A 24,521-nucleotide genomic window follows, 5' to 3' on the forward strand; every position below is an offset into this window, starting at 1 on the left:
TGAATGTATACAGCGGCCGGAAAATCGGACAGGGATCATCTCGTCGGCGAACATGTGCCGCTCGTGAAGAAACTTGCGCATCAGATGAAGGCCAAACTGCCACCCAGCGTCGAAGTCGACGATCTGATTCAGGCAGGCATGATGGGACTGCTTGACGCAGTCAACCGCTACGAAGAAACACACGGTGCACAGTTCGAGACCTACGCCGTGCAGCGCATCCGTGGTGCGATGCTCGATGAGTTGCGCAGCAGCGACTGGATGCCGCGCAGCATGCGTCAGAACATGCGCAAGATCGAGATTGCGATGAACACCTTGCAGCAGCAGTTGGGCCGCGCGCCAAACGAGAGCGAGGTCGCCAAGCAGCTCAAGCTGTCACTCGCCGACTATCAGGATTTGCTCAGTGATGGTGGCGGTCATCAACTGGTCTACTACGAAGACTTTCACGACAGCGAAGACAACGAGCATTTCCTCGACCGTTATTGCACGGACGAAAGTTCGGACCCGCTGCAGAATCTGATGAACACCGGATTCCGCTCGGCGGTCATCGCTGCCATCGAAGCCTTGCCAGAGCGCGAAAAAATTCTCATGGGCCTGTATTACGAGCAGGAAATGAATCTGAAGGAAATCGGCGCGATCATGGGCGTGACCGAATCACGTGTTTCGCAACTGCATAGTCAGGCCATTGCACGTATGCGTGCCAATTTACGGGAGAAGGCGTGGACTGGGGTAGCCTGATCGGCATCACGCTGGCCGTTGGTGGCCTGCTCATCGGACAAAAGCTCGAAGGCGGTACGCTTGGGTCACTGATCCAGCCGGCCGCCTTTATCATCGTCATCGTCGGCACGATGGGCGCGGTGCTGTTGCAGAGCGGTCTGCAGAACTTCATGACCGGCATTGGCATGGCACGTCGCGTGTTCCGCGCGCATGATGATCAGTTTCCCGAACTGATGCGTACCGTGGTTGACTGGAGCATTACGGCACGTCGTGAAGGCTTGCTCAGTCTGGAAAAGCGCATTCCCGATGCCAAGGATCCTTTCATCGCGCATGGATTGCGTCTGATTGTGGATGGCATCGAGCCACGCCGTATCCGCGAAGTGCTGGATATGGAAATCGGCGTCTATGAAACCAAACAGCGTCTGGCCGCCAAGATATGGGAAGCGGCCGGTGGCTATGCGCCGACCATCGGTATTCTCGGTGCCGTGCTGGGTTTGATTCATGTGATGGAAAACCTGTCCGATCCGGAACGTCTCGGCAGCGGTATTGCCATCGCTTTTGTCGCTACCATTTATGGTGTCGGCTTTGCCAATCTGGTGTTCCTGCCAATTTCCAACAAGCTCAAGGCGCTGGTCAATCGTGATGTGTTCCGTCACGAGTTGCTGGCCGAGGCGTTTGCCGGCATTGCCGCCGGCGACAATCCGCGCCTGATTGAAGAGCGCATGGCAATTTATCTGCTCTGACGGCAGATCAGGACGAGTCATGCGACGCAGACGCCGATACGACGACGATCAGGACAACCACGAACGCTGGCTGGTTTCTTACGCCGATTTCATCACGCTGCTGTTTGCGTTCTTTGTCGTGATGTATGCCGTGTCGTCTGTCAATGAAGGCAAGTATCGTGTGCTGTCCGATTCGCTGGGGATCGCCTTCAGCGGTTTGCGTCCGCAGGCACCCGTAGTCGATTCACCGATTGAATCGCAAAGGCCGGCTTTGCCATTGCCGATGCCCGCACCGCGTCGCGCCAATCCCAACGTCAACGCGGTAAAAAAAGAGCGTGAGCAGATGACCGGTATCGCGCGCGATCTGCTGGCGGCAATGGCGCCGCTGATTGATCAGGGCAAGGTTCGCGTCACGCAGACCGATCGCGGCGTCAGCGTCGAGATCAATGCCAGCGTCCTGTTTGCACCGGCGGATGCCAAACTCAGTGCGCAGTCCGAAAAGACGCTGCGTGCCGTCGCCGAGGTGCTGACCAAGGTCGATAATTCGATCCAGGTCGAAGGGCATACGGACAACATACCGATCAACAATCCCATCTTCCCGTCAAACTGGGAATTGTCGGCGGTCCGCGCCAGCAGTGTGGTACGCCTGTTCATCGATGCAGGCATTAGTGAAAAACGCCTGCTGGCTGTCGGCCATGGTGCCAATCAGCCGGTTGATACCAACGATACGGCTGACGGCCGTCTGCGCAATCGTCGCGTACAACTGATGATTCTTTCCAAGATTCCCGAAACGATCACGGAAGTCCCGATTTCTTCCGCTGCCCCAGTTCAGTCATCCGAATCCCCATAAGTCTGGCTCGAATCAGACTGTTCCAACGCACCTTTTCCTTTTATCAACTCACCGATCCTGCTGGTTCGTTTCTCGCTTACCTGAGAAGAGGGCAGATTTTGTTCGTTTTGCCCCAGTTTGGAAAAGAATGTACCAAAACGGTGCCTTTGCTTACCGTTTTCTTACGAAAATGGTTTTCTGCGTGTGCATAAGCGCTTATTCGTTGCGAAAAGAGCGCAATTTTCAAGGTATTTGCTGAAAGTTTCAGCAAAACACATTTCTGGCATGCGACATGCTTAGAACTGACATGTCACATCATTGTTGTGTCACTCATCTTGGAGAATGCCATGCCCTCATACAAATGGATTTCCCGTTTGCTGGTAACCGTGCCACTCGCACTGACCCTGCATTCAGGGGCGTATGCCGAAACGGTCGCCCGCTACGGTATTTCTATGGCGGATATTCCGCTGACCACCGGCCAGCCTGATCGCGGCGCTGGTGCTTATCAGTTCACCGGTCACACCCTCTACGATCCGCTGATCGCATGGGAAGCGAACATCGACTCGCGTCCCGGCAAGCTGATCCCGGGTTTGGCTACCGAGTGGAAAGCCGATGCCAAGGATCCCAAGAAGTGGACCTTCACGCTGCGCAAGGGCGTGAAATTCCATGACGGTTCCGAATTCAAGGCCGACGCCGTGATCTGGAATCTGGACAAGGTTCTAAATGACAAGTCGCCGCAATTCGATGCCAAGCAGAGTGCACAGGTGCGCCCGCGTATTCCGTCCGTGGCGTCGTACCGCAAGATCAGCGATTACGCAGTCGAGATCACCACCAAGGACGTCGATGCATTGTTCCCTTACCAGTTGCCCTGGTTCCTGGTCTCCAGTCCGGCACAGTGGGAGAAGCTCGGCAAAGATTGGAACAAGTTTGCCTCGCAACCATCCGGCACCGGTCCGTTCAAGCTCGACAAGCTGGTGCCACGTGAACGCGCAGAACTCGTCAAGAATGCTGACTACTGGGACAAGACCCGCATCGCGAAGACCGACCGTATCGTTCTGTTGCCGATCCCTGATGCACTGACCCGTGCCAACGCACTGTTGAACGGTCAGGTCGATATCATCGAAACGCCACCACCAGATGTCGTGCCGCAACTGCAAGCGGCGAAGATGAAGATCGTCAAGAACGTCACACCGCACGTCTGGCCATATCACTTCAGCACCTACCCAGGCTCGCCGTGGACCGATATCCGCGTGCGCAAGGCTGCCAATCTGGCGATCGATCGTGATGGCATCGTGGCCCTGATGAACGGTCTGGCCGTGCCTGCAGTCGGTCAGGTCGATGCAACCAGCCCATGGTTCGGCAAGCCATCGTTCAAGCTCAAGTACGACCTCGCAGCAGCCAAGAAGCTGATGGCTGAAGCTGGCTACAGCCCATCCAAACCGTTGAAAGCAAAAGTCGTGATCGCCCAAGGCGGTACCGGTCAGATGCTGTCGCTGCCGATGAACGAATACATCCAGCAAAGCCTGGCTGAAATCGGCATCCAGATCTCGTTCGAAGTCGTTGAACTGGAAAACCTGTACCTCTACTGGCGTAGTGGTGCAAAGGCTGACATGGCGACCAGCAAAGGGATCACCGCAATCAACCTGGGGTACGTGACTGCTGATCCGTTCTACGGCATCACCCGTTTCGTTGACAGCCGCTACGTTGCACCAAACGGCGTCAACTGGGGTGGTTACAACAACCCGAAAGTGGATGCCATGCTTGATCAAATCCGTACCAGCTTCGATGTGAAGAAGCAGGACGCATTGCTGGCACAAGTGCACCAAACCATGGTCGACGATGCGCTGATGCTGTGGGTTGTGCATGACGTCAATCCGCACGCCATCTCGCCAAAGGTCAAAGGTTTTGTTCAGGCACAGCACTGGTTCCAAGATCTGACCACGATCAAGATGTAATCCCAAGGGAGCCGCGGTTGTCCTCAACATCTCCGGTTCCCGCTCCGCAGTTGAAAGTGATGTGGTTGTTTGCAATAGCAGTACTCCCGGCGCAGTGCGGTTCGCCGTGCTGTGTCCGGCCCAATACGTCGTCACCGATGCCGTGGATGGCATCGGCATGTTTGCGAAATTGTTTTTGACTTACCCCGCCCTTGCGGCGCGTCATGAAAGCTGTCTCATGTTTACCTATATCCTCAAGCGCCTGTTGTACGCGATCCCGATTGCGCTGAGCGTGACCGTGCTGTCGTTCATGTTGGTCTATCTCGCTCCTGGTGATCCGCTCAACGCGATTGCGCCCGCCGATGCACCGGAAGAAGTCATCACCGCACTCAAGGCCGCCTATGGCCTCGACAAGCCGGTCCCTGTGCAATACGGCATGTGGCTGCTGCGCGCGGTACAAGGGGATCTCGGTACCTCGATCGCCACCGGCCGTGAAGTCGTGAGCGAAGTCATGAGCGCGGTCAGTAACACCTTGTTGCTGGCTGGCGCTGCCGGTCTGGTTGGGGTGGTTGCCGGCTGCATTCTCGGCGCACTGGCTGGTTACTGGCACGGCAGCATCATTGACCGTGTCGCCACATTTATTTCCGTGATTGGTGTCAGCGTCCCGCATTACTGGCTGGGTCTGGTGCTGACGATTGTGTTTTCGATCTGGCTGGGCTGGTTGCCTGCGATGGGTGCAGGGCCGGGCGGTGGCTGGCAGTGGGATGTTGAACACTTCAAGCATCTGATCCTGCCTGCTGCAACGATGGCTGTGATCCCGATGGGCATCATCACCCGCACCGTGCGTGCGCTGGTGGCCGACATGCTGGAGCAGGAGTTCGTCGTCTCGCTGCGTGCACGTGGTCTGAGCAATGTCGCCATTTTCCGTCACATCGCCAAAAACACCGCACCAACCGTACTGGCTGTCACCGGTCTGCAAATTGGTTACCTGATGGGCGGTTCGATTCTGGTCGAAACCGTGTTCGCATGGCCGGGTACTGGCTTCCTGTTGAACACCGCGATCTTCCAGCGCGACATGCCGCTGCTGCAAGGCACGATCCTCGTGTTGTGCATGTTCTTCGTCGCGCTCAATCTGCTGGTCGACATTCTGCAACCGCTTCTTGATCCACGCATGGGTCGTTAAGAAGTCCGCTGAATGCACGCTAAACGTAACACTGGGAAAAAATAATGAAGGCTTCACCATTTGAATTTCTGCCGCAACCGCCGATGCCGGTGGTCGCCGCCCAACCGCGCGGTTACTGGGGCACGGTCTTGCGCAAACTCATGCGCGATCCGGTTGCCATGGGTGCCGCCATCGTCCTGCTGCTGATCGTTGCTGCAGCCGTGTTTGCACCGCTGCTGGCGCCGGCCGATCCGTTCAAGAGCAGCATGATCAAGCGCCTGCTGCCGATCGGTAGCGAAGGCTATCTGCTTGGTTCCGATGAACTGGGTCGCGACATGCTGAGCCGTCTGATGTACGGCGGTCGCCTGTCGCTGATGATGGGCGTCATGCCGGTGCTGTGTGCCTTCGGTATCGGCACCACCATCGGTCTGCTGGCCGGTTATGTGGGCGGCAAGGTCAACATGGTCATCATGCGTGTGCTGGACGTGTTCTACGCCTTCCCATCCGTGCTGCTGGCTGTCGCCATCTCCGGCGCACTCGGCCCTGGCATGAGCAACAGTATCCTCGCGCTGACGCTGGTGTTCGTGCCGCAGATCGTGCGTGTGGCAGAAAGCGTCACCACACAGGTTCGCAAGCTCGATTACATCGAAGCCGCCCGCATGAGTGGTGCCAGCGCCATGTCGATCATCCGTACGCACGTACTTGGTAACGTGCTCGGTCCGGTCTTTGTGTATGCAACCGGTTTGCTCAGCGTCAGCATGATTCTCGCCGCCGGTCTGTCCTTCCTCGGTCTGGGCGTACGTCCACCAGAGCCGGAATGGGGCCTCATGCTCAATACGCTGCGCTCGGCAATCTTCCGCAATCCATGGATTGCGGCACTGCCCGGCATCATGATTTTCGCCACGTCGATCGCCTTCAACCTGCTAGCCGATGGCGTGCGCTCTGCAATGGATATCCGCAAATGAAAACCGAAAACAAACTGTTCCCCACGGAAGACAAGGGCGGCCCTGCGCAACCCTTGCTGGTGGTCAAGGACCTCAAGAAATACTTTCCCGTCCGCGGTGGCTTGCTCAACCGCGAAAAAAAATTCGTCCACGCTGTCGATGGTGTCAGCTTCTCCGTCGCCAAGGGCAAGACGCTTGGCATCGTTGGTGAATCCGGCTGTGGCAAGTCGTCCACTGCTCGCGTGGTTGCACGCCTGAACGAGCCGGACAGTGGCAGCATGATTTTCGATGGCGAAGGCGTGGCCGAATTTGGCGGGATCGAATTCAAGGAATTCCGTCGCAACCTGCAGATGGTGTTTCAGGATTCGTTCGCCTCGCTCAATCCGCGTCTGACGATTCTTGATACCGTCGCTTATGGCCCGCAAGTACATGGCGTCTCGCGTACCGAAGCGCTGGAACGCGCCAACAATCTGCTCAAGCGCGTCGGTCTGGAGCCATCGATGTTCGGCCAGCGTTATCCGCATGAGCTATCTGGTGGTCAGCGTCAGCGCGTCAACATTGCTCGTGCATTGGCATTCCAGCCGCGTCTCGTGATTCTGGATGAAGCGGTTGCTGCACTCGATAAGTCCGTGCAGGCGCAGGTGCTTAATTTGCTGCAGGAGCTCAAGGTCGAGCACGATCTGACCTATCTGTTCATCTCGCACGATCTGCACGTCGTCCATTACATCAGTGATGAAGTCATGGTCATGTATCTGGGGCAGGTCGTCGAAAAAGGCCCGGTCGAAGATATCTACGGCAACGCACGTCATCCGTACACGCGTGCCTTGCTGTCCGCCGTGCCATCGATGGACCCGGACAACCGCACGCAAAAATCGCCGCTCGCTGGCGATCCACCCAATCCAATCAATCCGCCATCGGGCTGCCGCTTCTGTGCACGTTGCGCGCATGCCGAAGCCGTGTGCGAATCGCTCGCGCCCAAGCTGATGGCAGTTGGCAGTAATACAGAACACATGGTCGCCTGCCACATGAACGACGCGCAATCCGGTCACACCCAGCGCGTCAATTTCGTGGCAGCACAGTCGAACGAAGAGGTAACAGCATGACAAATCCACTGGTCAAGGTCACCGACCTTTGTGTCGAGTTTAACGGTGCGCGCCGCGCCCGTGCGCTCGATCACGTCAGCTTCGATATTCAACCGGGCGAGGTGCTGGGTTTGCTGGGTGAATCCGGCTCCGGCAAGAGCGTCACCTTGCGCACGCTGCTGCGCCTGCATCCGCAGCGCACCACGCGCATCGGCGGCAGCATTCAGGTCGATGGCAAGGAGGTGCTGGACCTGAAAGGCAAGGATCTCGATCACTATCGCGGTGGCACCGTCTCCATGATCTTTCAGGAGCCGGGCCTCGCGTTCGATCCGGTCTATACCATTGGTCAGCAGATCGTCGAAACCATTCGCGCACATGATGCAGTAGACAAAGCTACCGCGGCCAAGCGCGCACTGGAAATGCTGGAACGCGTACAAATCCCGCAAGCCAAGCGCCGCTTTGATGCCTACCCGCATGAGCTGTCTGGTGGTATGCGCCAACGTGCGATGATCGCGCTGGCCTTGTCATGCCGTCCCAAGTTGTTGCTGGCGGATGAGCCGACCACCGCGCTCGATGCCTCGGTGCAAATTCAGATTCTGCTCCTGCTGCGTGAGCTGCAAAAAGAAACCGGCATGTCCGTCATCTTCGTTACCCACGATATCGGTGCCGCGGTGGAAGTCGCTGATCGCATCGCCGTCATGTACGGTGGCCGCATCATCGAAGAAAACTCGGTCAAGGGCATCGTCACATCGCCCATGCATCCGTACACGGCAGGTCTGCTCGGCTCTACCGTCAGCAGCGACAATCGCGGCAAGCCATTGCCCGCCGTACGCGGTGCACCTCCCAACCTCGCTGCCATTCCGCCAGGCTGCACGTTTGCACCACGTTGCGATAACGCGAGTGAGCGTTGTACCAAGGATAGACCAGCGTTGTTATCGGCAGATGGTGCGCGATTGGCGTGCTGGCATCCGGTGAAGGAGTTAGTTATGCCGGACAGGAATTTGGCTTATGCCTGAGCACTCAAGAAATGAAAAAGCACCTGTGAAGGTGCTTTTTTTACGCGTGCAGAAAACGACAGATCTTATCCCATACTAATGGGAGATTTGATGTATTCAAGAAGGCGCTATTTGGATTCTTCTGACATGCAGCAACTTAGCCCCATATGATCAAAAATCTCAATTCATGGTTGATCAATATGCGTTTTCTGATTGGATTTTTTAGTCTGCTGCTTGTTGTTGCGGTTCCAGCTTTTGCTCAAACCACGCAAGCGGAACAGCAAGGCAATTTTGTATTGCGTGTTTACATGGATACATGTGTAAAACATCTCGGTAATACCGATAAGATTTCTCGCTACGTTAAAGAAAATAAATATGTGCGCGCAGATGAGCAATTTTCTAAGGCTGCTTTGCGAGGACAAAAGGGCGAGGTATGGGGTGTGCCAAACTCAATTGGTCAGTTTATTGTGGTCCTATCTGGAGAAAACCATTGTTCTGCTTGGGCGAGAACTGCAGATGCAAAAACGGTAAATACGGGCTTTGAACGGCTTGTTAAAGGCACGGCTCGACCAGGCATAACTATCAGCTCGCTTGTCGATAAAGTGTCTGATGGCGTTGGGGGAAAGTATCGGCAGTTAGGCTATTTTTTGAGTAAGGAAGGTGCATCTCATGGTTGGACAATGTTATCCACGACATCGGATGCGCCAGCCGCAGAAGTGCAAACGCGTTTAACTTTTGCTCCAACTACATTGCCTTAAAGTTACGACATGGGAATACAGGGAATACCGACACCGGAACACTGGAATTATTTTCTTTCACTTGAAGATGATGTGATTCAGTTGGCTCGTTATCTTGAGCCCACTGAAAGAAATTTTTCTTCTTATTCATTGGAGTTGGCGCGAATATTATTTGCAGCTTCATCTGAGGTTGATGTTATTTGTAAAAGACTTTGTTTAAAAATTAATGTAGATAGCAAAGCTAACAACATCATGAAGTATCGAGATGAGTTATTAAACGCCTGTCCACAAATTAAAGACACGCGTGTGGAAATTCCTCGATTTGGATTGAAGTTTCATCCGTGGGAACAGTGGGGCAAAGATAAAACACCTCTCTGGTGGACTGCTTATAACAATGTCAAACATCATAGACATACGCATTTTTCAGATGCTAATTTGAAGCATGCTCTTAATGCGGTTGCAGGTCTATTTGTGTTGCTGCTATTTTTCTATAGGGAAGAAGGCGAGAAAGCTCAATTGAATCCTGATCCGACTTTGTTTAAAGCTGGTTATCCATTTCAAGTTGATACGTCTTTTTATGCTCCTCATCTAACTATCTATCAACTTCCTAATCTTTAGGGCATAAAAAAGCCGCACACATGTGCGGCTTTTGCTTGATGCGACAAACGCTTACTTCTGCGTATACGTATCCTTCTGCTTATCCTGCAGCAGCACTTGCGTGTACAAACGCTTCTCCGCTTTGTTGTACTGATCTTCTGCCCACGTACGGCATTCAGGGCAGCAGAAGCGCGGAATCTGTACGGCAAAGACTGGCAGACGTGGGCGGCTTTCGTTGCGCGATTCTATCGTCACGGCACCGCCGCAATCCGGCACTTTGCAGGTACGCACGGTTTCCGTTTGTGATTCGCGGATGCCGGCGGTGTCGTAGTAGATGTTTTGTTCGCGCGTGTGGAATGGTGCGTCGCCATAGACTTCATCGCGCAAGGTTTCGCGATTGTTCCAGCGCTCAAACGTGACTTCCTTGAGCTTCTTCAGGTAGTCGTTGATGCGTGGGTCCTGCTTTTGATCTTCTTCGTCATAGTCCGGCTCGCGAATCTGCGAGTAGTCCATGCCGGCCATCGCGAGGATGATGCCGGTGTTGATGTAGGGCAGGGCGCTTTCGATCGAATAGCCACCTTCCAGCACGGCGATGTCAGGTTTGAGGCGATCATTGAGCACGGCGTAACCTTGCGCCGTGAATTTCATGTTCGTGATCGGATCGGAATAGTGATTGTCCTGACCGGCCGAATTGATGATGAGGTCTGGCTTGAAGTCGGCCAGAATCGGCATCACGATTTCATCCAGTACGTAGAGGAAGCCTTCTTCGCAAGTATTCGGCGGCATCGGCAGGTTAATGGTGGTGCCGAATGCATTCGGGCCACCGAGTTCATCCGGGAAGCCTGAGCCCGGATAGAGCGTGCGGCCATCCTGATGCAGCGAGATGAAGAGCGTGTTGGGATCGTGCCAGAAGATATCCTGCGAGCCATCACCGTGGTGGCAATCGGTATCGACGATGGCGATCTTCTTGATGCCGTTCTTGTCGCCATACTTCTCGCGGATGTACTCGACCATGATGGCCTCCATGTTCAGCGTGCAGAAGCCACGTGTGCCGTGCACGACGCGCATCGAGTGGTGGCCGCAAGGGCGCACGAGCGCAAAGGCGTTATCGACTTCCTTGGTCATTACCTTGTCTGCCGCCGTCAGTGTGCCGCCGACCGAGATCAGGTGCGAGGCATGCACGAGCTCATCGATGCCGGGTACGCAAAAGTGCACGCGGTTGATGTCTTCTGCGGTGGCGAGATCGGGCTTGAATTCGATGATGTTGTCGAAGTCGAGCAGGCCTTCTTCGCTGACCTGATCTTGCGTGTAGAGCAGGCGCTCTTCGCGCTCAGGATGGTTGGGCGAGATCGCGTAGTCGAAGGCGGGGAAAAATACCAGTCCGGTTTTCTTTTTGGTCATGGTGTGTTCCTTACTGTGTCAGTTCGCGGTTGCGTGCGCAGTTACATGTTTCGTCAGACCCGGCTTGATCTGCAGCCGGACGCGGAAGTTCTTGCCGGTGGTCGAGCCATCGCGGATGACGTTGAAGCTCTGGCTGTCTGCCACTTCGATCTCGATGTCTTCCTCGGGCGCACCGGCAACGCGGGCGATTTCCTTCAGGCGTTCGGTACCGACATCGATCAGGTCGTTGATCGTGAAGTTGCGCGGAATATCTGCCTGCGTACCTTCTTCGGCAATCGACATCTGGCGCTCTTCGGTATCGGCCATCAAGGTCAGTTCGACCGTGGTGCGCGCCATGGCGGCGCCGCTGGCGTTGATCACGTCCGAATCGCCGGGAACGATGGCTTTCATTTGCAGCAGTTCGCCGACTTGCTTGGCCATGTACGGCGCAGGGCCGCCGACGACAATCGCATCGGTTGGTGCGAGTACTTTGCCTTCCAGCATTTCGTGAATCGTGTAGACCGGCTTGCCGTTGACTTCGGCGATCATGCTGCGCACCTTGGCGGCGATGGTTTCGCACGCGAGATCCATGATGGCTTGTGCGGTTTGCTCGGTCGATTTGCCGAGGTCCCTGGCAACGGATTCAATCGCGGCAGTCGCCTTGGCCTTGTCGCCGATGTTGGCGAGGCCGAGCACGATCATGGCGTCGGTCGGTGTTGGCACCGGACCGTCAAACGCCATCGCCGAGCCTTTGCGTTCAGGGCCAATGGCGAGCTGACCATCGATCACACGTACGTGGCTGTCGCCGCCAATCGCGATTGAATGCGTGAGCAGGCCGCGGATCAGCGTCTTGTGTTCTTCGATCTGTACGCCTTTTGGTTCGAGCAGCGGTGCGCCATCGGCGAAGAGCGCGATATCGGTCGTGGTGCCGCCGACGTCGATGGACACGGAATCACGATTGGTCGGCACGAACGGCAGTACGCCCATGATGGTGGCTGCAGGACCGGACAGAATCGTCTGCACCGGATAGTGACGCGATTGCTCCACGTCGATGGTGCCACCATCGGCTTTGAGAATGTAGAGCGGCACGTCCACGCCAAGCTGCTTCAGGTAGGTTTGCAACTGATCGGCCATGGTGCTGTGCAGGCTCCAGACCGCTTCGTTCAGATACGCGGTCGAGATACGGCGCGGGAAGCTCAGCTCACCGGACAGACGATGCCCAACGGTGACGTGGTTGGCATCGTCGATCAGCAGTGCTTGAATGATCTGTTCATGCGCAGGGCTGCGCGTGGAGAACTTGCCGATGACGCCGAAGTGCTTGATGCCTTTCCTGGCGAATTCCTTTTGCAGTTCGATGATTTCATCTTCGTCGATCGGCTCGGCTTCGAGGCCGCGGTGGTTCATGTAGCCGCGCACGAAGGTGGTCTTGTCGCTCAGCGGCAGATCGCGATGCGACACGCCCGGGCCGCTCATGACGATCAGGCCGACCTGATCGAGTTGGTGCTGCGCGACCGCATTGGTCGTCATGGTCGTGCTGAGCACGATGCGACGTAGCTGCTTGATGTCTTCAGGCTGCGCGACGGCGTGAGTAGCTTGCGTGACGGATTTGAGCAGATCGCTCTTGTCGGTCATCACTTTCGATTTGCGGAGAATTTTTCCGTTCTGCATGAGGACAGAATCGGTGTGCGTTCCGCCTACGTCGATACCAAGAATCATTGCTTCCTTTCCAGAACAAAGGATCAGTCAGACAGTAATGGGAGTGGCAATACGGCGGCAGTTGCAAGTGTGCCGCGGATATTGAAACCTGATTGATGGACAGTGCGCTCGGTGCCGAGGTGGCGTGATCACGGTGTGTCCATGAATGCAAACAGCAGACATTATAAAGCCAGAGCAGTGATGCTCTGGCTTGCTGTGAATCGATTGCAGGTGGGTGTGATATGCGCTTTTACATCTGCGATAGCAATACCGCTGTAAGGGCTGCTCAGGAAATGCTTAGGCCACGCTTATGGCATCGTCTTGTTTTCGTTCAGATCGATCAGACCCTTGATCAGACGATAGCCTTTCCACAGCCACGCCACGGCCCAAACCAGTAAGGCCGCCGGAATGCCGATGACGGTGATCCACAGCACGCCGCCAACGATCAGCCAGACGATATACCACCAAAACGAGCGGATCTGCCAGCCGTGATGACTGTAGACGAACGTGCCTCTGGTGTCGTCGCGCTTGATGTAGTTGATGATCAGCGGCACGAAGGACAGCATGCCGAGCGAGAAGACCAGACTCAGTCCGTGGCCGATATAGAGCCACCACGCCAGATTCTTGGCGGATTGCAGCGGTTGGTCGAGAACCAGTTGATCATTCATGCTTGCCTCCAGAGTTCGTCTTCTTTTTCGAGACTATATCTGGTGACGAAGTTCCACGCATCAAGAGTGATGCGTGGCAACACGTCCTTATTTGGGTTGCAAAAAGCGATCGACCACGCTGCTCTTGACTTTGACGTCACTAGTTTCCAGCGGCGATGCGCCCATGAAAATGTGGCGATAGGCGGCATACATCAGGCTGCCGAGAATCGGAAATAGCGGTACCACGGTCAGTCCGTGGAACAGGGCGCCGCCCATCATCGCCAGCGCGGTAAAGAACACCACGAACACAATGAACTTGTTCTGATTCAGTCCCTTGAAGGTGTGATCAAGGCACAGCAGCATGGGCAGATTGGTGCACACCATCAGTGGAATCGCAAACCAAGGCAGGATCACCAGCAGCCACAATCCAATGGCAAACAGCGCTTTCGATCCCACCAGAAAATCGCTGAGCTGATAGTCAGGCGGGACATAGGTCGAGGTTGCGCCGGCGCCACCTATTGCGGTGCCTTTGACGATCATCAGGATCAGGAAGAAGGCAACTGCCATGATGGACACGGCTGCGGTCGAACAAAACAGCACACGCAGAATGCCCGCTGGTGCGGTTTTCAGGGTCTGCGTCACCGGTTCCGAACTGGCAGCACTATGGGCGACCAGGATAAAGACGCCAACCAGCGCAGGTGACACGATCAGCAGCAGCATCGGCGAGAACGGTGCCAGCAGGCCGACCGTCAGGAGCACGAGACAGACATTGAGGGCCAAGTGTTTGCCGGAAAGATGGAGGGCTTCCTTGAGCCAGCGTTGCCAGCTGGAGGATTCGACGGGACGGGGGCCGAAAGTATTCATCATGATCGTGTTTGCCTTTAACTGACCTTGCTGACCGTTACTGAACGATACCGAGCGCAGCCGCGCTGGTCAGTGAAGCAACAAGGAACCCAGTTACATCGCAGATCTCAACCCGGTACGTCTGCTACGTGTTTCTACGCATAGCTGGGTCAAGAATAAGTAAAACTACGTAGCAAAGCAAACAAATCGGTATTTACCCGACTTGTTTGCTCGACTGTTGTGGGGAATTTGCCGCGGCTGCGACGGATCAGAACACGGTGATCCGGTTGCGATTCAGTGGCTGAACAGATGGAGAATGCCGTCGAGGCCGACGAAGTTCAGGCCGACATCGGCCTGCGCACGCACGATGGGCTTGGCGCGGAAGGCCACCGACAGGCCGGCAATGCCCATCATCTTGAGGTCGTTGGCGCCGTCGCCCATGACGATGGCTTTTTCAGGGGAAATGCCGAGTTCTGCGCAAACGCGTTCGACCGTGCGCTTCTTTTCTTCGCCATCGACGATGTCGCCAATCACACGGCCGGTCAGCTTGCCATCGATGATTTCCAACTGGTTGGAATGCGCGTAGTCCAGGCCCAGGCGTTCCTTCATGCGGTCGGTGAAGAAGGTAAAGCCGCCGGAAACCAGCAGGGTCTTGAGACCGGCAGCCTGGACTGCCTTGAGCATGGTTTCTGCCCCGGGTGACAACTGCAGCCGTTCGTCGTAGACACGTTGCAGGGCGCTGGCATCCAGGCCTGCCAGCAGGGCGACACGCCGGGTCAGGCTTTCCTTGAATTCGATCTGGCCGCGCATGGCCGCTTCGGTAATTTCGGCAACTTGCGGCTTGAGCCCTTGCATGTCGGCGATCTCGTCAATGCATTCAATCGTGATCAGCGTGGAATCCATATCCATCGCAACCAGACCAAAGTCACTCAGCGATGCGCGGGGTTCGACAAAGGCGTAATCCAGTTTGGCCGACCATGCAGCCAGATCGATCTGCGATTTGACCTCGTCGTTATAGGTCACGTCCTGACAGCGATAGGCATGCTCGCCAATCGCAGCGATGGAGCGTGGGCGTGCCAGTGCGGCAAGCTGTTCGACCAGATGGCGGGAAACGGATTGTCCTTGCAGGATCAGATTCATGGGCGTGCGTTGAGAACGGGAATGGTCATGATAGCAGGGCGCGAATGGTGTTTTTGATTTGCGTCGTGCGCGCGGCCAGATCGGGCATGCTGACGGTGATGCGCAGCTTGTCCTGCCCATTCAGTTTGATGTGACGGTTCTTTTGTACCAGTTCGATGATGCGCATGGCGTCGATTGGCGGATTGGGCTCGAATTGCAGGGTCGCGGATTCCGTGTGGGCATCGATCTTGATGATGCCGACCGGCTTGGCGGCGACGCGCAGACGATGCGTTTCGATCAGGGCCTGTGCCGCATCCGGCAGCTTGCCGAAGCGGTCGATCAGTTCTTCCTGCAGGTCATTGACGGCATCGTGCGTGCTGCAATTGGCCAGACGTTTGTAGATCGACAGACGTTCGTGCACATCGCCGCAGTAGGTTTCCGGCAGCAGGGCGGGCGTGTGCAGATTGATTTCCGTGGTCGTTGAAAGCGGCGCAGCCAGATCAGGCTCCTTGCCGTTCTTGAGCGAGCGCACGGCTTCGTTGAGCATGTCCGAATAGAGCTGGAAGCCGATTTCGGTCATTTCACCCGACTGGTTCTCGCCGAGCACTTCGCCGGCGCCACGGATTTCCAGATCGTGCATCGCGAGGTAGAAACCGCTACCGAGTTCTTCCATCTGTTGAATCGCATCAAGGCGACGCTGTGCGAGCTTGCTCAGGCCTTGCACGTCATTCACGAGCAGGTAGGCATAGGCCTGATGGTGCGAGCGGCCGACACGCCCACGCAACTGGTGCAACTGCGCCAGACCGAACTTGTCGGCGCGATGCATGATGATGGTGTTGGCAGTGGGTACGTCGATACCGGTTTCGATAATCGTCGTGCAGAGCAGGATGTTGAAGCGCTGTGCGACAAAGTCGCGCATGACCTTTTCCAGATCGCGTTCGTGCAACTGGCCGTGTGCGACACCGATGCGTGCTTCGGGCAGCAGCTCTTCCAGCATCGCCTTGCGGTTTTCGATGGTTTCGACTTCGTTGTGCAGGAAGTACACCTGCCCGCCACGCTTGAGTTCGCGCAGGCAGGCTTCGCGGATGATGGAACCGTTTTCGCTACGCACGAAGGTCTTGATCGCCAGCCGTTTTTGCGGCGCGGTGGCGATGATCGAAAAGTCGCGCAAGCCTTCCAGCGCCATGCCGAGCGTACGCGGGATCGGTGTGGCGGTCAGCGTCAATACATCGACTTCGGCACGCAACGCCTTGAGCGCTTCTTTCTGGCGCACGCCAAAGCGATGTTCTTCATCGATGATGACCAGACCCAGACGCTGGAACTTGACGTCCGGTGACAGCAGTTTGTGCGTACCGATGATGATATCCAGCGTGCCATCGGTCATGCCCTTGATGGCTTGCGTAATTTCCTTGCCGGTACGGAAGCGCGACAGCTCGGCAATGCGCACCGGCCAGTCGGCAAAGCGATCGGCAAAGGTTTGCGCATGCTGTTCTGCGAGCAGCGTGGTCGGTGCCAGAATCGCGACCTGCTTGCCGCCCATGACGGCGATGAAGGCGGCGCGCAACGCGACTTCTGTCTTGCCGAAGCCGACGTCGCCGCAGACCAGGCGATCCATCGGCTTGCCGGAGGTCATGTCCTTGATGACATTGTTGATGGCTTCGCGCTGATCCGGCGTTTCTTCAAAACCGAAGCTTTCCGCAAAGGCGTCGTAATCATGTGCGGAATATTCGAAACTGTGGCCTTCGCGCAAGGCGCGGCGGGCGTACAGATTCAGCAGTTCGGCAGCAGTGTCGCGGATTTTTTCGGCAGCACGGCGTTTGGCTTTTTCCCACTGACCGGAGCCAAGTGCATGCAGTGGCGCATCTTCGGGCGAGGCGCCGGAGTAGCGCGAGATTACATGCAGTTGCGATACCGGTACGTAGAGTTTGCTTTCCTTCGCATATTCGAGATGCAGAAACTCGGTTTCGCCTTCGCCCAGATCCATGCTGATCAGGCCCATGTAGCGCCCGATGCCGTGGTTGACGTGGACGACCGGATCGCCAATCTTCAGTTCCGACAGGTCACGCACCATCGATTCGACTTGCGTGGCGCCTTCCTGCTTTTTGCCGCCGATGCGACGGCCGGAACCGGCGTACAGTTCTGCTTCGGTCACGAACGCCAGCTTGCCGAGCGCGTCGCCCAGTTCAAAGCCGGCGTGCAATGGCGCCACGCCCAGCATGAGTTTGGCGCTGGCGGTCGCAAAGTCGGTGAAGTTTTCCGCGATGACGAGCGGCAGATCGTATTCGTTGAAGTACTGCTGCAAGGTCTCGCGGCGGCCGGCGCTCTCGGCACAGATCAGGATGCGCTTGTCAGTCTGCAGCAGGTACGCACGCAGGTTGACCAGCGGGTCATCGGCGCGACGATTGACGGCGACGTTGGGTAGCGGTGCAGCGAGCTCGGATGCAACCGCCTGTGATTGCACTACCCAGCGACCGAATGGTTTGGCCAGCGTGAAAAACTGTTCTTCCGACAGAAAAATCTGTTCCGGCGCGAGTACCGGGCGTTCGCGATCGGACTTGAGGAAGCGATAGCGCGATTGCGTGTCGGACCAGAAGCGCTGGATCGCCGAATCGATTTCGCCAATCATGGCAAACGTGGTTTCTGCCGGCAGATAGTCGAACAGCGTATTGGTTTCGTCGAAGAACAGCGGCAAGTAGTATTCGATGCCGGCAGACGCGATACCGTTGCCGATGTCCTTGTAGATGACGGAACGCGACGGATCACCTTCGAACACTTCGCGCCAGCGGCCGCGGAAGGCAGTGCGCGCTTCTTCGTCCATCGGAAATTCACGCGCAGGCAGCAGGCGTACTTCCTTGACCGGGTAAAGCGAACGTTGCGAATCGGCATCGAAGGTGCGGATCGTATCGATCGTGTCACCAAACAGGTCGATGCGGTACGGCAGGACCGATCCCATCGGGAACAGATCGATCAGCCCGCCGCGCACCGAATATTCGCCCGGCGACATGACTTGCTTGACCGGCGTGTAACCAGCGAGCTGCAATTGCGTCTTCAGGCGCGTTTCATCGAGTGTTTCGCCTTGCTTGAAGTAGAAGGTATAGGACGCGAGGAAAGCGGGCGGTGCCATGCGCACCAGCGCCGTCGTGGCCGGCACGATCAACACATCGCACTGGCCGTTGAGCACTTCGTACAGGGTTGCGAGCCGTTCCGATACCAGATCTTCGTGTGGTGAGAAGGCATCGTAGGGCAGGGTTTCCCAGTCAGGCAGCAGATGACAGCGCAGGGTTTCTTGCGCATCGTTACCAAACCAAGGAATTTCTGCCAGCAGCCGTTGTGCATCGCCCGGATTGGCGACAACCAGCGTCAGCATGCGTTGCTGTGATTTCAGTTCGATGGCGGCTTGCGCCAGCACAAAAGCATCCGCCGAACCATGCAGCGATGGCAGAACAAAACGGGTACCGGCTTTGGGGAGCGTCTTTTTAAGATTGAAGGACATCAAATTGCGACATTGCACATGTCATCGGGTGAGCCAAGGGCGCAATGAAAATCGAATTTCACACGGAGGGTTGCGCCTGATTTGACAGTGAAAAATTATGGTGCGATTATAAACCAAGCCCCTTTTTCGGTTGGGCGCATGCGCTGCAGCCAGTATGGCAACCGCTGAATGGTGATCGCCGATTGCCTTCGCCAGCAACTCGAATAACAAGCGCATTCCCTTCTTGTCAGTATCCCGTATGACTTCTGCACGCTATTTCGGTTTGATTCCCGCCGCTGGTATTGGCGCGCGTATGGGGGCAGCCATTCCCAAGCAGTACGCGGAACTAGCCGGCAAACCGATGCTGATGCACGTGCTGGAAACCTTTACGCAGACACCATTGATTGCCCACACGTTTGTCGTGGTCAGTCCTGAAGACGGTTATATCGACGGTACGCTGGCAACGGCTGGTATGCAGGACCACGCGGGTTTGTCGGTGCTGCGTGTGGGCGGTGCAACGCGACACGATTCGGTGTTGCATGGTTTGCGCACGATGCGCGCGCAGGTCAACGACGATGACTGGATACTGGTGCATGATGCGGCGCGTCCCGGCCTTCAGAGCAGTCTGATCAGGCATCTGATTGCCGCGATCAACGATGACGAGGTGGGCGGCTTGCTGGCCGTGCCGGTGGTGGATACGCTCAAGCGTGCGGACGCGCATCATCGTGCCGAGCAGACCGTTCCCCGTGAGCAATTATGGGCGGCGCAAACGCCGCAGATGTTCCGCTATGGGTTGTTGCGACGCGCGCTGGAACAGGACATCAATGTCACGGACGAGGCGAGCGCTGTCGAATCTCTTGGTCTGAAGCCGAAATTGGTGGAAGGCAATACACGCAACTTCAAGGTCACTTTGCCGCACGATGTGGCGCTGGCCGAAATCTATCTGAGAGGTCAGGCATGAGCCACACTGCAATTCCGTATCGCATCGGTCAGGGATACGACTGTCACGCGCTTGTGGAAGGCCGCAAGCTGATCATTGGCGGCGTCACGATTCCGCATCCGACCGGATTGCTTGGCCATTCGGATGCAGATGTCTTGCTGCATGCGATTACAGATGCATTGTTCGGTGCGGCAGGATTGGGCGATATCGGTCGCCACTTTCCGGATACGGCAGAAGAATTCAAGGGCGCAGATTCCCGCGTGTTGCTGCGCGAAGCGGCGAAACGGGTGCTGGCTGCCGGTTATGCGATCGGCAACATCGATGCAACCATCATTGCGCAGAAGCCGAAAATGGCGCCACATATTCCGGCGATGGTGCTGAATCTGGCTGCGGATCTGGGTCTGGTTGCCAATCAGATCAACATCAAGGCCAAGACGAATGAGAAGCTGGGTTATCTGGGGCGCGAAGAAGGCATTGCCGCGGAAGCCATCGCCTTGCTCTATCGTCTGGGTTGAAAAAATCTGCAATTTATTGCGTTTTCCGCTGTCCATCAAAGAGTGGTTTTGATCCCGCTGCATGTCCTGCATGCAGATTTCATGAATGCATGCACGCAATGCGACACAGTCGTTTGCATAAATGCATGGAAACGGTATTGAATTTAAGCGAATCGCCACAATTTATTGCACCATACGCGGACTTGCCGCATAGTACGTCAGCGGGCTGTCGATTTCTAACAGGCGGTTGGCAAAACGGAAACAGGAGTAATCGATCTCATGACATCATTTTTCTTCAGTCAGCAAGCCAATAGCTGGCAGCAAATGTTTCGCCGCAGTCAGTCTGGCGGTTTCTTTTCGCGTTTGTTCGCCTGGCTGATGCTCGGCGTGCTGATGATGGTTGGTTTGCTGGTCGTCGTGACGGTTCTGCTGTTGAGCTGGCTGCTGATTCCGGTGCTGCTGTACAAAAAGCGCCGTGTCATGGAAAAAATGCGTCAGGCGGCATCCGCCCAGCGTTATCAACATGCGCCGGGCCAGGGCGAGATCATTGAAGGCGTCATCACCGAAGTCAAGGATGACGTACGACGTTAAGCCGATCAGGATCTGGAAAAAAAGCACATCGTCTGATGTGCTTTTTTTTCGTCGGCCGGAAAAGCCTATTTGATCTTGGGCGGAGGCAGGGCGATGCGGACGATCAATCCGCCGGTGTCGCGGTTGGAGAGCAGCAGGCGACCGCCATGGCGCTTGATGATGCGGTCAACGATGGCGAGGCCGAGCCCTGCGCCATTCGCCTGACCGCGCGCCTGATCCATGCGTGTGAAGGGGCGTAGCAGGCGCGCGATTTCCTCATCCGGTACGCCGTTGCCGTGATCACCGAATTCCAGCATGACCTTGTCACCATCGGCGTGGCAGAGCAGGTCTATTTTTACTGACTGCGACGGATCTTTCTTGCCGTAGCGGCGTGCATTCTCGACGAGGTTGTTAAGTACGCGTTTGATTTCGATCGGGTTTCCGGCGATCGTCAGGTTGTCGGCAATCGTTGCCGTGATATCGACATCGGCCAGCCGTTCCACTTCCATCACGCTTTGCTGCAAGAGGGCAGACAGATCGATTGCCTCAAATGTTTTGTTGTCCGTGGGTTTGGCGTAATCGAGGAACTGTCCGATGATGGCATCCATCTGCTCCAGATCGGATTGCATGCCTTTACGTGCATCGTCCGGCAGGCCGGCCAGTTCGACTTCCAGCTGCATGCGAGCCAGTGGCGTACGCAGATCGTGCGAAATACCGGCCAGCACCAGAGCGCGGTCTGATTCCACACGCTCCAGATCTTCAACCATGTGGTTGAAGCTGCGGTTGGTTTCGCGAATTTCGGCAGGTCCCTTTTCCGGCAAGGGAGTGGTGTGACGACCATTGGCCACTGCCTTGGCGGCGGCGGCGATGCGCGCCAGTGGCTGGTTGATCAGGCCCGAAATCAGCATCGCGCCCAGCAGCGACAACAGCAGGGTTACCGCGCCCCAGCTGACCCACTGGATGCCGGATGTGCCTTCGATACGGTCCCTGTCCAGCATCAGCCAGTATTCATCATCCGAAATGGCGAAGCTGACCCAGAAACCGGCGACGTCGTTGACGTTACGGGCGAAGCGCGTTTCAGCGCCCAGTCCCGCACGGACGTATTCCTGAATCGCCTGCATCATGCTGCTGTTGGTCGGCGGTTCGACCTGATCGTTTTCTTCCAGCGGATAGATGCGTACACCTTCGTTACTGGCCAGATCAAACAGCAGTTCGCGCCTCAAATCTGGCGCAGAGTGCGTCAGTGCAGCACGTGTGATGGTGACAATCGAAATGATCTGCGCACCAATCTGATTGGCGCGCGGCGTTTGTTCGATGATGCGGAAACTGGCAACCCATGCCGCCATGCTGATCGCAATCAGCGAGGCGAGCAGAATGAACGTGCGCCAGAACAGGCCGCTACTGATCCATGACAGGCGAGGTGAGGGAGGACGCATGCAGGTGGTTCAATCTTGAAAGGCAGAGAGCAGAATCAGCGTGGCTTGCCTTCCGGAATAAACACATAGCCAAGGCCCCATACGGTCTGGATGTAAAGCGGCGTGGATGGATCAGGTTCGATCAGTTTGCGCAGTCGCGAGATTTGTACATCCAGGCTGCGGTCGAAGACTTCATACTCGCGGCCGCGTGCCAGTTCCATCAGCTTTTCGCGCGACAGTGGCTGACGAGCGTGACGTGCGAAGACCTTAAGCACCGAAAATTCGCCGGTGGTCAGTGGCACGGTTTCGCCATTCTTCTTGAGCGTGCGCGTACCAAGATCAAGTTCGAAGTCGCCAAACGTGAAGGATTGTGGCGTTTCGGACGGTGCACCCGGAATCTCATCCGGCCCAACACGACGCAGTACGGCATTGATACGTGCGACGAGCTCGCGCGGATTGAAGGGTTTGGGCAGATAGTCGTCGGCACCCATCTCGAGGCCAACGATGCGGTCGACGTCTTCGCCTTTAGCGGTCAGCATGATGATCGGTGTCTTATCTCCCGCACCGCGCAGGCGACGGCAGATCGACAGGCCGTCTTCGCCCGGCAACATCAGGTCGAGAACCAGCAAATCGTAGCGTTCACGCAACCAGAGTTTATTCATGGCTTGCGCGTTTTCAGCGACGACGACCTGGAAACCTTGCTCCGCAAGATAGCGTCGCAGCAGGTCGCGCAGGCGCAGATCGTCATCAACCACCAGCACTTTGGTCTGATGGGCATTGGTGATGTGGGTTGTGTCGTTCATGATCGCATTTGTCGTAGTCATGTCGATATGGTAACTTCAGAACTCATTAAGGGTAACGCTTGCAGCGCAAGGCATTACAAAGTGTTACAACCTTTACGGAAAAGCGCTTCGGCGCAGAGGATAAGCGGCCTACACTTTAGCCATGGAGGTTAGGTGTCTGGCCAGTTTGTCCGGCACGCAAAATCATGATGAATAGTACAGTGAAAAAAACGGGATGGATGCTGTTGCTGGTTGCGGCGTTGAGTGCAACGGGCGCAGTTTCTGCGCAATCACGTTATTTTGACAGCAACTACGGTGCACAGCAGCGCGATTCACGCGGGGATCCACGCGGTCGTGGTGCGGATCAGCGACAAAACGCAGATCGTATGCGTGAGGAGCAGTCGCAGCGTCGTAATGATCGTATGTCGCCGGACGAGCGCCGCGCCTTGCGTCAGCAGATTGATGAAGCGGGGCGCGATATTTATCGACGTCGCTGATCGGGAAACCGTGGCAGCGCTCGTAGCTGCGAGAGCGCATAAAGAAAACGGCGGACTGGAAAGTCCGCCGTTTTCATTTTGAATCGGTACTGGGCTCTGTCTCAGGCCACGATATGACGGCCAATCGATTTACTGCCTGATTGTCCTTTGGGGCCGTAGGTCGAGCCGCCTTGCTCGTTGCCGTGCTGGAGTACATTGAGCACGGCCTGATTGCGGGCCATCTGTTTGTTGATCAGAGTGCCGTTGATGCGATTGATTTCCTTGGCTTCTTCGGCGATGGTAATCAGCTTTTTCCAGGCTTCGCTGGCGCCAGCGGGCGCGGCAGTCGTTGCCAGCCATGCCTGCATGCCGATTTCGGAGGCGTCGTGACCGGCAGCGGCGAGTGCATCGTGGCGTTGTGATGCCAGTTCGGCCATTTTTGCGGCGGCTAATGCCTTGGGCTCGGTCAGCGCAGCAATGCGCTCGATATCGGCAGCGATCAACAGTTTCTGTTCCTGTTCCAGCAGACTGGTGAGGGCGAGCATGGCTTCTTGCTCGTCAATCAAGGTTACTGCCGGGCTGGTGCCGAACGCGCTCATGTTTATCTCCGTGTGGAGATCAAGTCCTTAACCGTGTCCATCAATCCGTCAGCAACGCTTTCCGCATTGACCTTGAACTGACCGCCAGCAATCGCTGCCTTGATCTCATCGACTTTTTTCGCATCGAACACGCCTGCACTACCAGACTGGCTGGTCAATGCTTTGGCTTGTGTCGATAACGTCACATTGTCGGTCGACGTTTTGCCGGTGGCATCGGTCTTTTCTGCACCTTTGCCAGCGCGGGTTTGCGTCGTTCCAACGCCTATTCCTGCAATTTTCTTGCTAGCGTCATCAATTTTCACGGTACTACTCCAAGTGTATGCGGCAAAACGCCTATCTCTGCATGGTCTATCGGCGTGTTCTGGATAAACTT

General features: G+C 56.2%; 25 protein-coding genes. 14 read left to right on the forward strand and 11 right to left on the reverse strand.

The features are described from left to right. Window positions 1-3 precede the first annotated feature (3 nt). The 4 genes from IEV29_RS01585 (at window position 4) to IEV29_RS01600 (ending at window position 4,220) form a co-directional block, all read left to right on the forward strand. Complete coding sequence (locus IEV29_RS01585) at window positions 4-735, forward strand: RNA polymerase sigma factor FliA (protein ID WP_188379519.1); 732 nt, start codon at window positions 4-6, stop codon at window positions 733-735. Beyond that, on the forward strand, window positions 717-1,457 hold the full coding sequence (locus tag IEV29_RS01590) for a flagellar motor protein (protein WP_188379520.1): 741 nt from the start codon (window positions 717-719) through the stop codon (window positions 1,455-1,457). The genes IEV29_RS01585 and IEV29_RS01590 overlap by 19 nt, the downstream gene beginning before the upstream one ends. A gap of 19 nt (window positions 1,458-1,476) precedes the next feature. Further along, on the forward strand, window positions 1,477-2,286 hold the full coding sequence (gene motD, locus IEV29_RS01595; protein WP_188379521.1) for a flagellar motor protein MotD: 810 nt from the start codon (window positions 1,477-1,479) through the stop codon (window positions 2,284-2,286). A 326-nt stretch (window positions 2,287-2,612) separates the two neighbouring features. Next, window positions 2,613-4,220 carry an ABC transporter substrate-binding protein gene (locus tag IEV29_RS01600; RefSeq protein WP_188379522.1) on the forward strand — a complete coding sequence of 536 codons (1,608 nt, stop codon included), beginning with the start codon at window positions 2,613-2,615 and terminating at the stop codon, window positions 4,218-4,220. Here IEV29_RS01600 and IEV29_RS01605 read toward each other — a convergent pair. Beyond that, complete coding sequence (locus tag IEV29_RS01605) at window positions 4,210-4,425, reverse strand: hypothetical protein (protein ID WP_188379523.1); 216 nt, start codon at window positions 4,423-4,425, stop codon at window positions 4,210-4,212. The genes IEV29_RS01600 and IEV29_RS01605 overlap by 11 nt on opposite strands. 12 nt (window positions 4,426-4,437) lie before the next feature. On the opposite strand from IEV29_RS01605, the gene IEV29_RS01610 reads away from it, so the two are divergent. From IEV29_RS01610 to IEV29_RS01635, 6 genes are all read left to right on the forward strand, one after another. Continuing rightward, window positions 4,438-5,382: an ABC transporter permease gene (locus IEV29_RS01610; RefSeq protein ID WP_188379524.1), complete on the forward strand. Its 945-nt coding sequence runs from the start codon at window positions 4,438-4,440 to the stop codon at window positions 5,380-5,382. Window positions 5,383-5,426: 44 nt separating this feature from the next. Beyond that, the gene (locus IEV29_RS01615) at window positions 5,427-6,326 is read left to right on the forward strand and encodes an ABC transporter permease (protein ID WP_188379525.1); all 900 of its coding nucleotides are present in this window, start codon (window positions 5,427-5,429) and stop codon (window positions 6,324-6,326) included. After that, window positions 6,323-7,408 carry an ABC transporter ATP-binding protein gene (locus IEV29_RS01620; protein ID WP_188379526.1) on the forward strand — a complete coding sequence of 362 codons (1,086 nt, stop codon included), beginning with the start codon at window positions 6,323-6,325 and terminating at the stop codon, window positions 7,406-7,408. Before IEV29_RS01615 ends, IEV29_RS01620 begins: the two co-directional genes overlap by 4 nt. Further along, window positions 7,405-8,403, forward strand: a complete 999-nt coding sequence (locus IEV29_RS01625) for an ABC transporter ATP-binding protein (protein ID WP_188379527.1) — start codon at window positions 7,405-7,407, stop codon at window positions 8,401-8,403. Before IEV29_RS01620 ends, IEV29_RS01625 begins: the two co-directional genes overlap by 4 nt. 146 nt (window positions 8,404-8,549) lie before the next feature. Further along, the gene (locus IEV29_RS01630; RefSeq protein ID WP_188379528.1) at window positions 8,550-9,140 is read left to right on the forward strand and encodes an NMCC_0638 family (lipo)protein; all 591 of its coding nucleotides are present in this window, start codon (window positions 8,550-8,552) and stop codon (window positions 9,138-9,140) included. A 9-nt stretch (window positions 9,141-9,149) separates the two neighbouring features. After that, window positions 9,150-9,737 (forward strand): hypothetical protein, encoded by a 588-nt coding sequence (locus tag IEV29_RS01635; protein WP_188379529.1) that lies wholly within the window; start codon window positions 9,150-9,152, stop codon window positions 9,735-9,737. A 51-nt stretch (window positions 9,738-9,788) separates the two neighbouring features. Here the strand turns inward: IEV29_RS01635 and IEV29_RS01640 are convergent, their stop codons facing one another. The 6 genes from IEV29_RS01640 to mfd all read right to left on the reverse strand — a co-directional run bounded on the left by IEV29_RS01640 (window position 9,789) and on the right by mfd (window position 18,893). Then, window positions 9,789-11,117 (reverse strand): histone deacetylase family protein, encoded by a 1,329-nt coding sequence (locus IEV29_RS01640; RefSeq protein WP_188379530.1) that lies wholly within the window; start codon window positions 11,115-11,117, stop codon window positions 9,789-9,791. Window positions 11,118-11,135: 18 nt separating this feature from the next. After that, on the reverse strand, window positions 11,136-12,812 hold the full coding sequence (locus IEV29_RS01645; protein ID WP_188379531.1) for a hydantoinase/oxoprolinase family protein: 1,677 nt from the start codon (window positions 12,810-12,812) through the stop codon (window positions 11,136-11,138). A gap of 287 nt (window positions 12,813-13,099) precedes the next feature. Continuing rightward, window positions 13,100-13,459 carry a DUF4870 family protein gene (locus IEV29_RS01650; RefSeq protein ID WP_188379532.1) on the reverse strand — a complete coding sequence of 120 codons (360 nt, stop codon included), beginning with the start codon at window positions 13,457-13,459 and terminating at the stop codon, window positions 13,100-13,102. An 87-nt stretch (window positions 13,460-13,546) separates the two neighbouring features. Continuing rightward, window positions 13,547-14,305 carry a hypothetical protein gene (locus IEV29_RS01655; RefSeq protein ID WP_188379533.1) on the reverse strand — a complete coding sequence of 253 codons (759 nt, stop codon included), beginning with the start codon at window positions 14,303-14,305 and terminating at the stop codon, window positions 13,547-13,549. 270 nt (window positions 14,306-14,575) lie between these two features. Next, window positions 14,576-15,421 carry a phosphoserine phosphatase SerB gene (gene serB / locus IEV29_RS01660; RefSeq protein ID WP_188379534.1) on the reverse strand — a complete coding sequence of 282 codons (846 nt, stop codon included), beginning with the start codon at window positions 15,419-15,421 and terminating at the stop codon, window positions 14,576-14,578. Between the two features lie 25 nt (window positions 15,422-15,446). After that, complete coding sequence (gene mfd, locus IEV29_RS01665) at window positions 15,447-18,893, reverse strand: transcription-repair coupling factor (RefSeq protein WP_188379535.1); 3,447 nt, start codon at window positions 18,891-18,893, stop codon at window positions 15,447-15,449. Between the two features lie 238 nt (window positions 18,894-19,131). On the opposite strand from mfd, the gene ispD reads away from it, so the two are divergent. The 3 genes from ispD (at window position 19,132) to IEV29_RS01680 (ending at window position 20,897) form a co-directional block, all read left to right on the forward strand. Next, entirely contained in the window at window positions 19,132-19,833 is a 702-nt protein-coding gene (gene ispD / locus IEV29_RS01670; protein WP_188379536.1) for a 2-C-methyl-D-erythritol 4-phosphate cytidylyltransferase, read from the forward strand. Beyond that, entirely contained in the window at window positions 19,830-20,327 is a 498-nt protein-coding gene (gene ispF / locus IEV29_RS01675) for a 2-C-methyl-D-erythritol 2,4-cyclodiphosphate synthase (protein ID WP_188379537.1), read from the forward strand. The genes ispD and ispF overlap by 4 nt, the downstream gene beginning before the upstream one ends. Window positions 20,328-20,585: 258 nt before the next feature. Continuing rightward, window positions 20,586-20,897 carry a hypothetical protein gene (locus IEV29_RS01680; protein WP_188379538.1) on the forward strand — a complete coding sequence of 104 codons (312 nt, stop codon included), beginning with the start codon at window positions 20,586-20,588 and terminating at the stop codon, window positions 20,895-20,897. A 65-nt stretch (window positions 20,898-20,962) separates the two neighbouring features. Here the strand turns inward: IEV29_RS01680 and IEV29_RS01685 are convergent, their stop codons facing one another. Then, window positions 20,963-22,312 (reverse strand): sensor histidine kinase family protein, encoded by a 1,350-nt coding sequence (locus IEV29_RS01685; RefSeq protein ID WP_188379539.1) that lies wholly within the window; start codon window positions 22,310-22,312, stop codon window positions 20,963-20,965. A 35-nt stretch (window positions 22,313-22,347) separates the two neighbouring features. Beyond that, window positions 22,348-23,115 carry an osmolarity response regulator transcription factor OmpR gene (ompR, locus tag IEV29_RS01690; RefSeq protein WP_229726153.1) on the reverse strand — a complete coding sequence of 256 codons (768 nt, stop codon included), beginning with the start codon at window positions 23,113-23,115 and terminating at the stop codon, window positions 22,348-22,350. A 164-nt stretch (window positions 23,116-23,279) separates the two neighbouring features. Here ompR and IEV29_RS01695 point away from each other — a divergent pair, with 164 nt between their 5' ends. Beyond that, window positions 23,280-23,570 carry an OmpH/Skp family outer membrane protein gene (locus tag IEV29_RS01695; RefSeq protein WP_229726155.1) on the forward strand — a complete coding sequence of 97 codons (291 nt, stop codon included), beginning with the start codon at window positions 23,280-23,282 and terminating at the stop codon, window positions 23,568-23,570. A gap of 101 nt (window positions 23,571-23,671) precedes the next feature. Here IEV29_RS01695 and IEV29_RS01700 read toward each other — a convergent pair whose 3' ends face one another. Both IEV29_RS01700 and flgM read right to left on the reverse strand, forming a co-directional pair. After that, on the reverse strand, window positions 23,672-24,148 hold the full coding sequence (locus IEV29_RS01700; protein WP_188379541.1) for a flagella synthesis protein FlgN: 477 nt from the start codon (window positions 24,146-24,148) through the stop codon (window positions 23,672-23,674). 2 nt (window positions 24,149-24,150) lie between these two features. Continuing rightward, entirely contained in the window at window positions 24,151-24,450 is a 300-nt protein-coding gene (flgM, locus tag IEV29_RS01705; protein WP_188379542.1) for a flagellar biosynthesis anti-sigma factor FlgM, read from the reverse strand. Between the last annotated feature and the right edge of the window lie 71 nt (window positions 24,451-24,521).

The sequence above is a fragment of the Oxalicibacterium faecigallinarum genome (assembly GCF_014635705.1).
Lineage (GTDB): Bacteria > Pseudomonadota > Gammaproteobacteria > Burkholderiales > Burkholderiaceae_D > Oxalicibacterium > Oxalicibacterium faecigallinarum.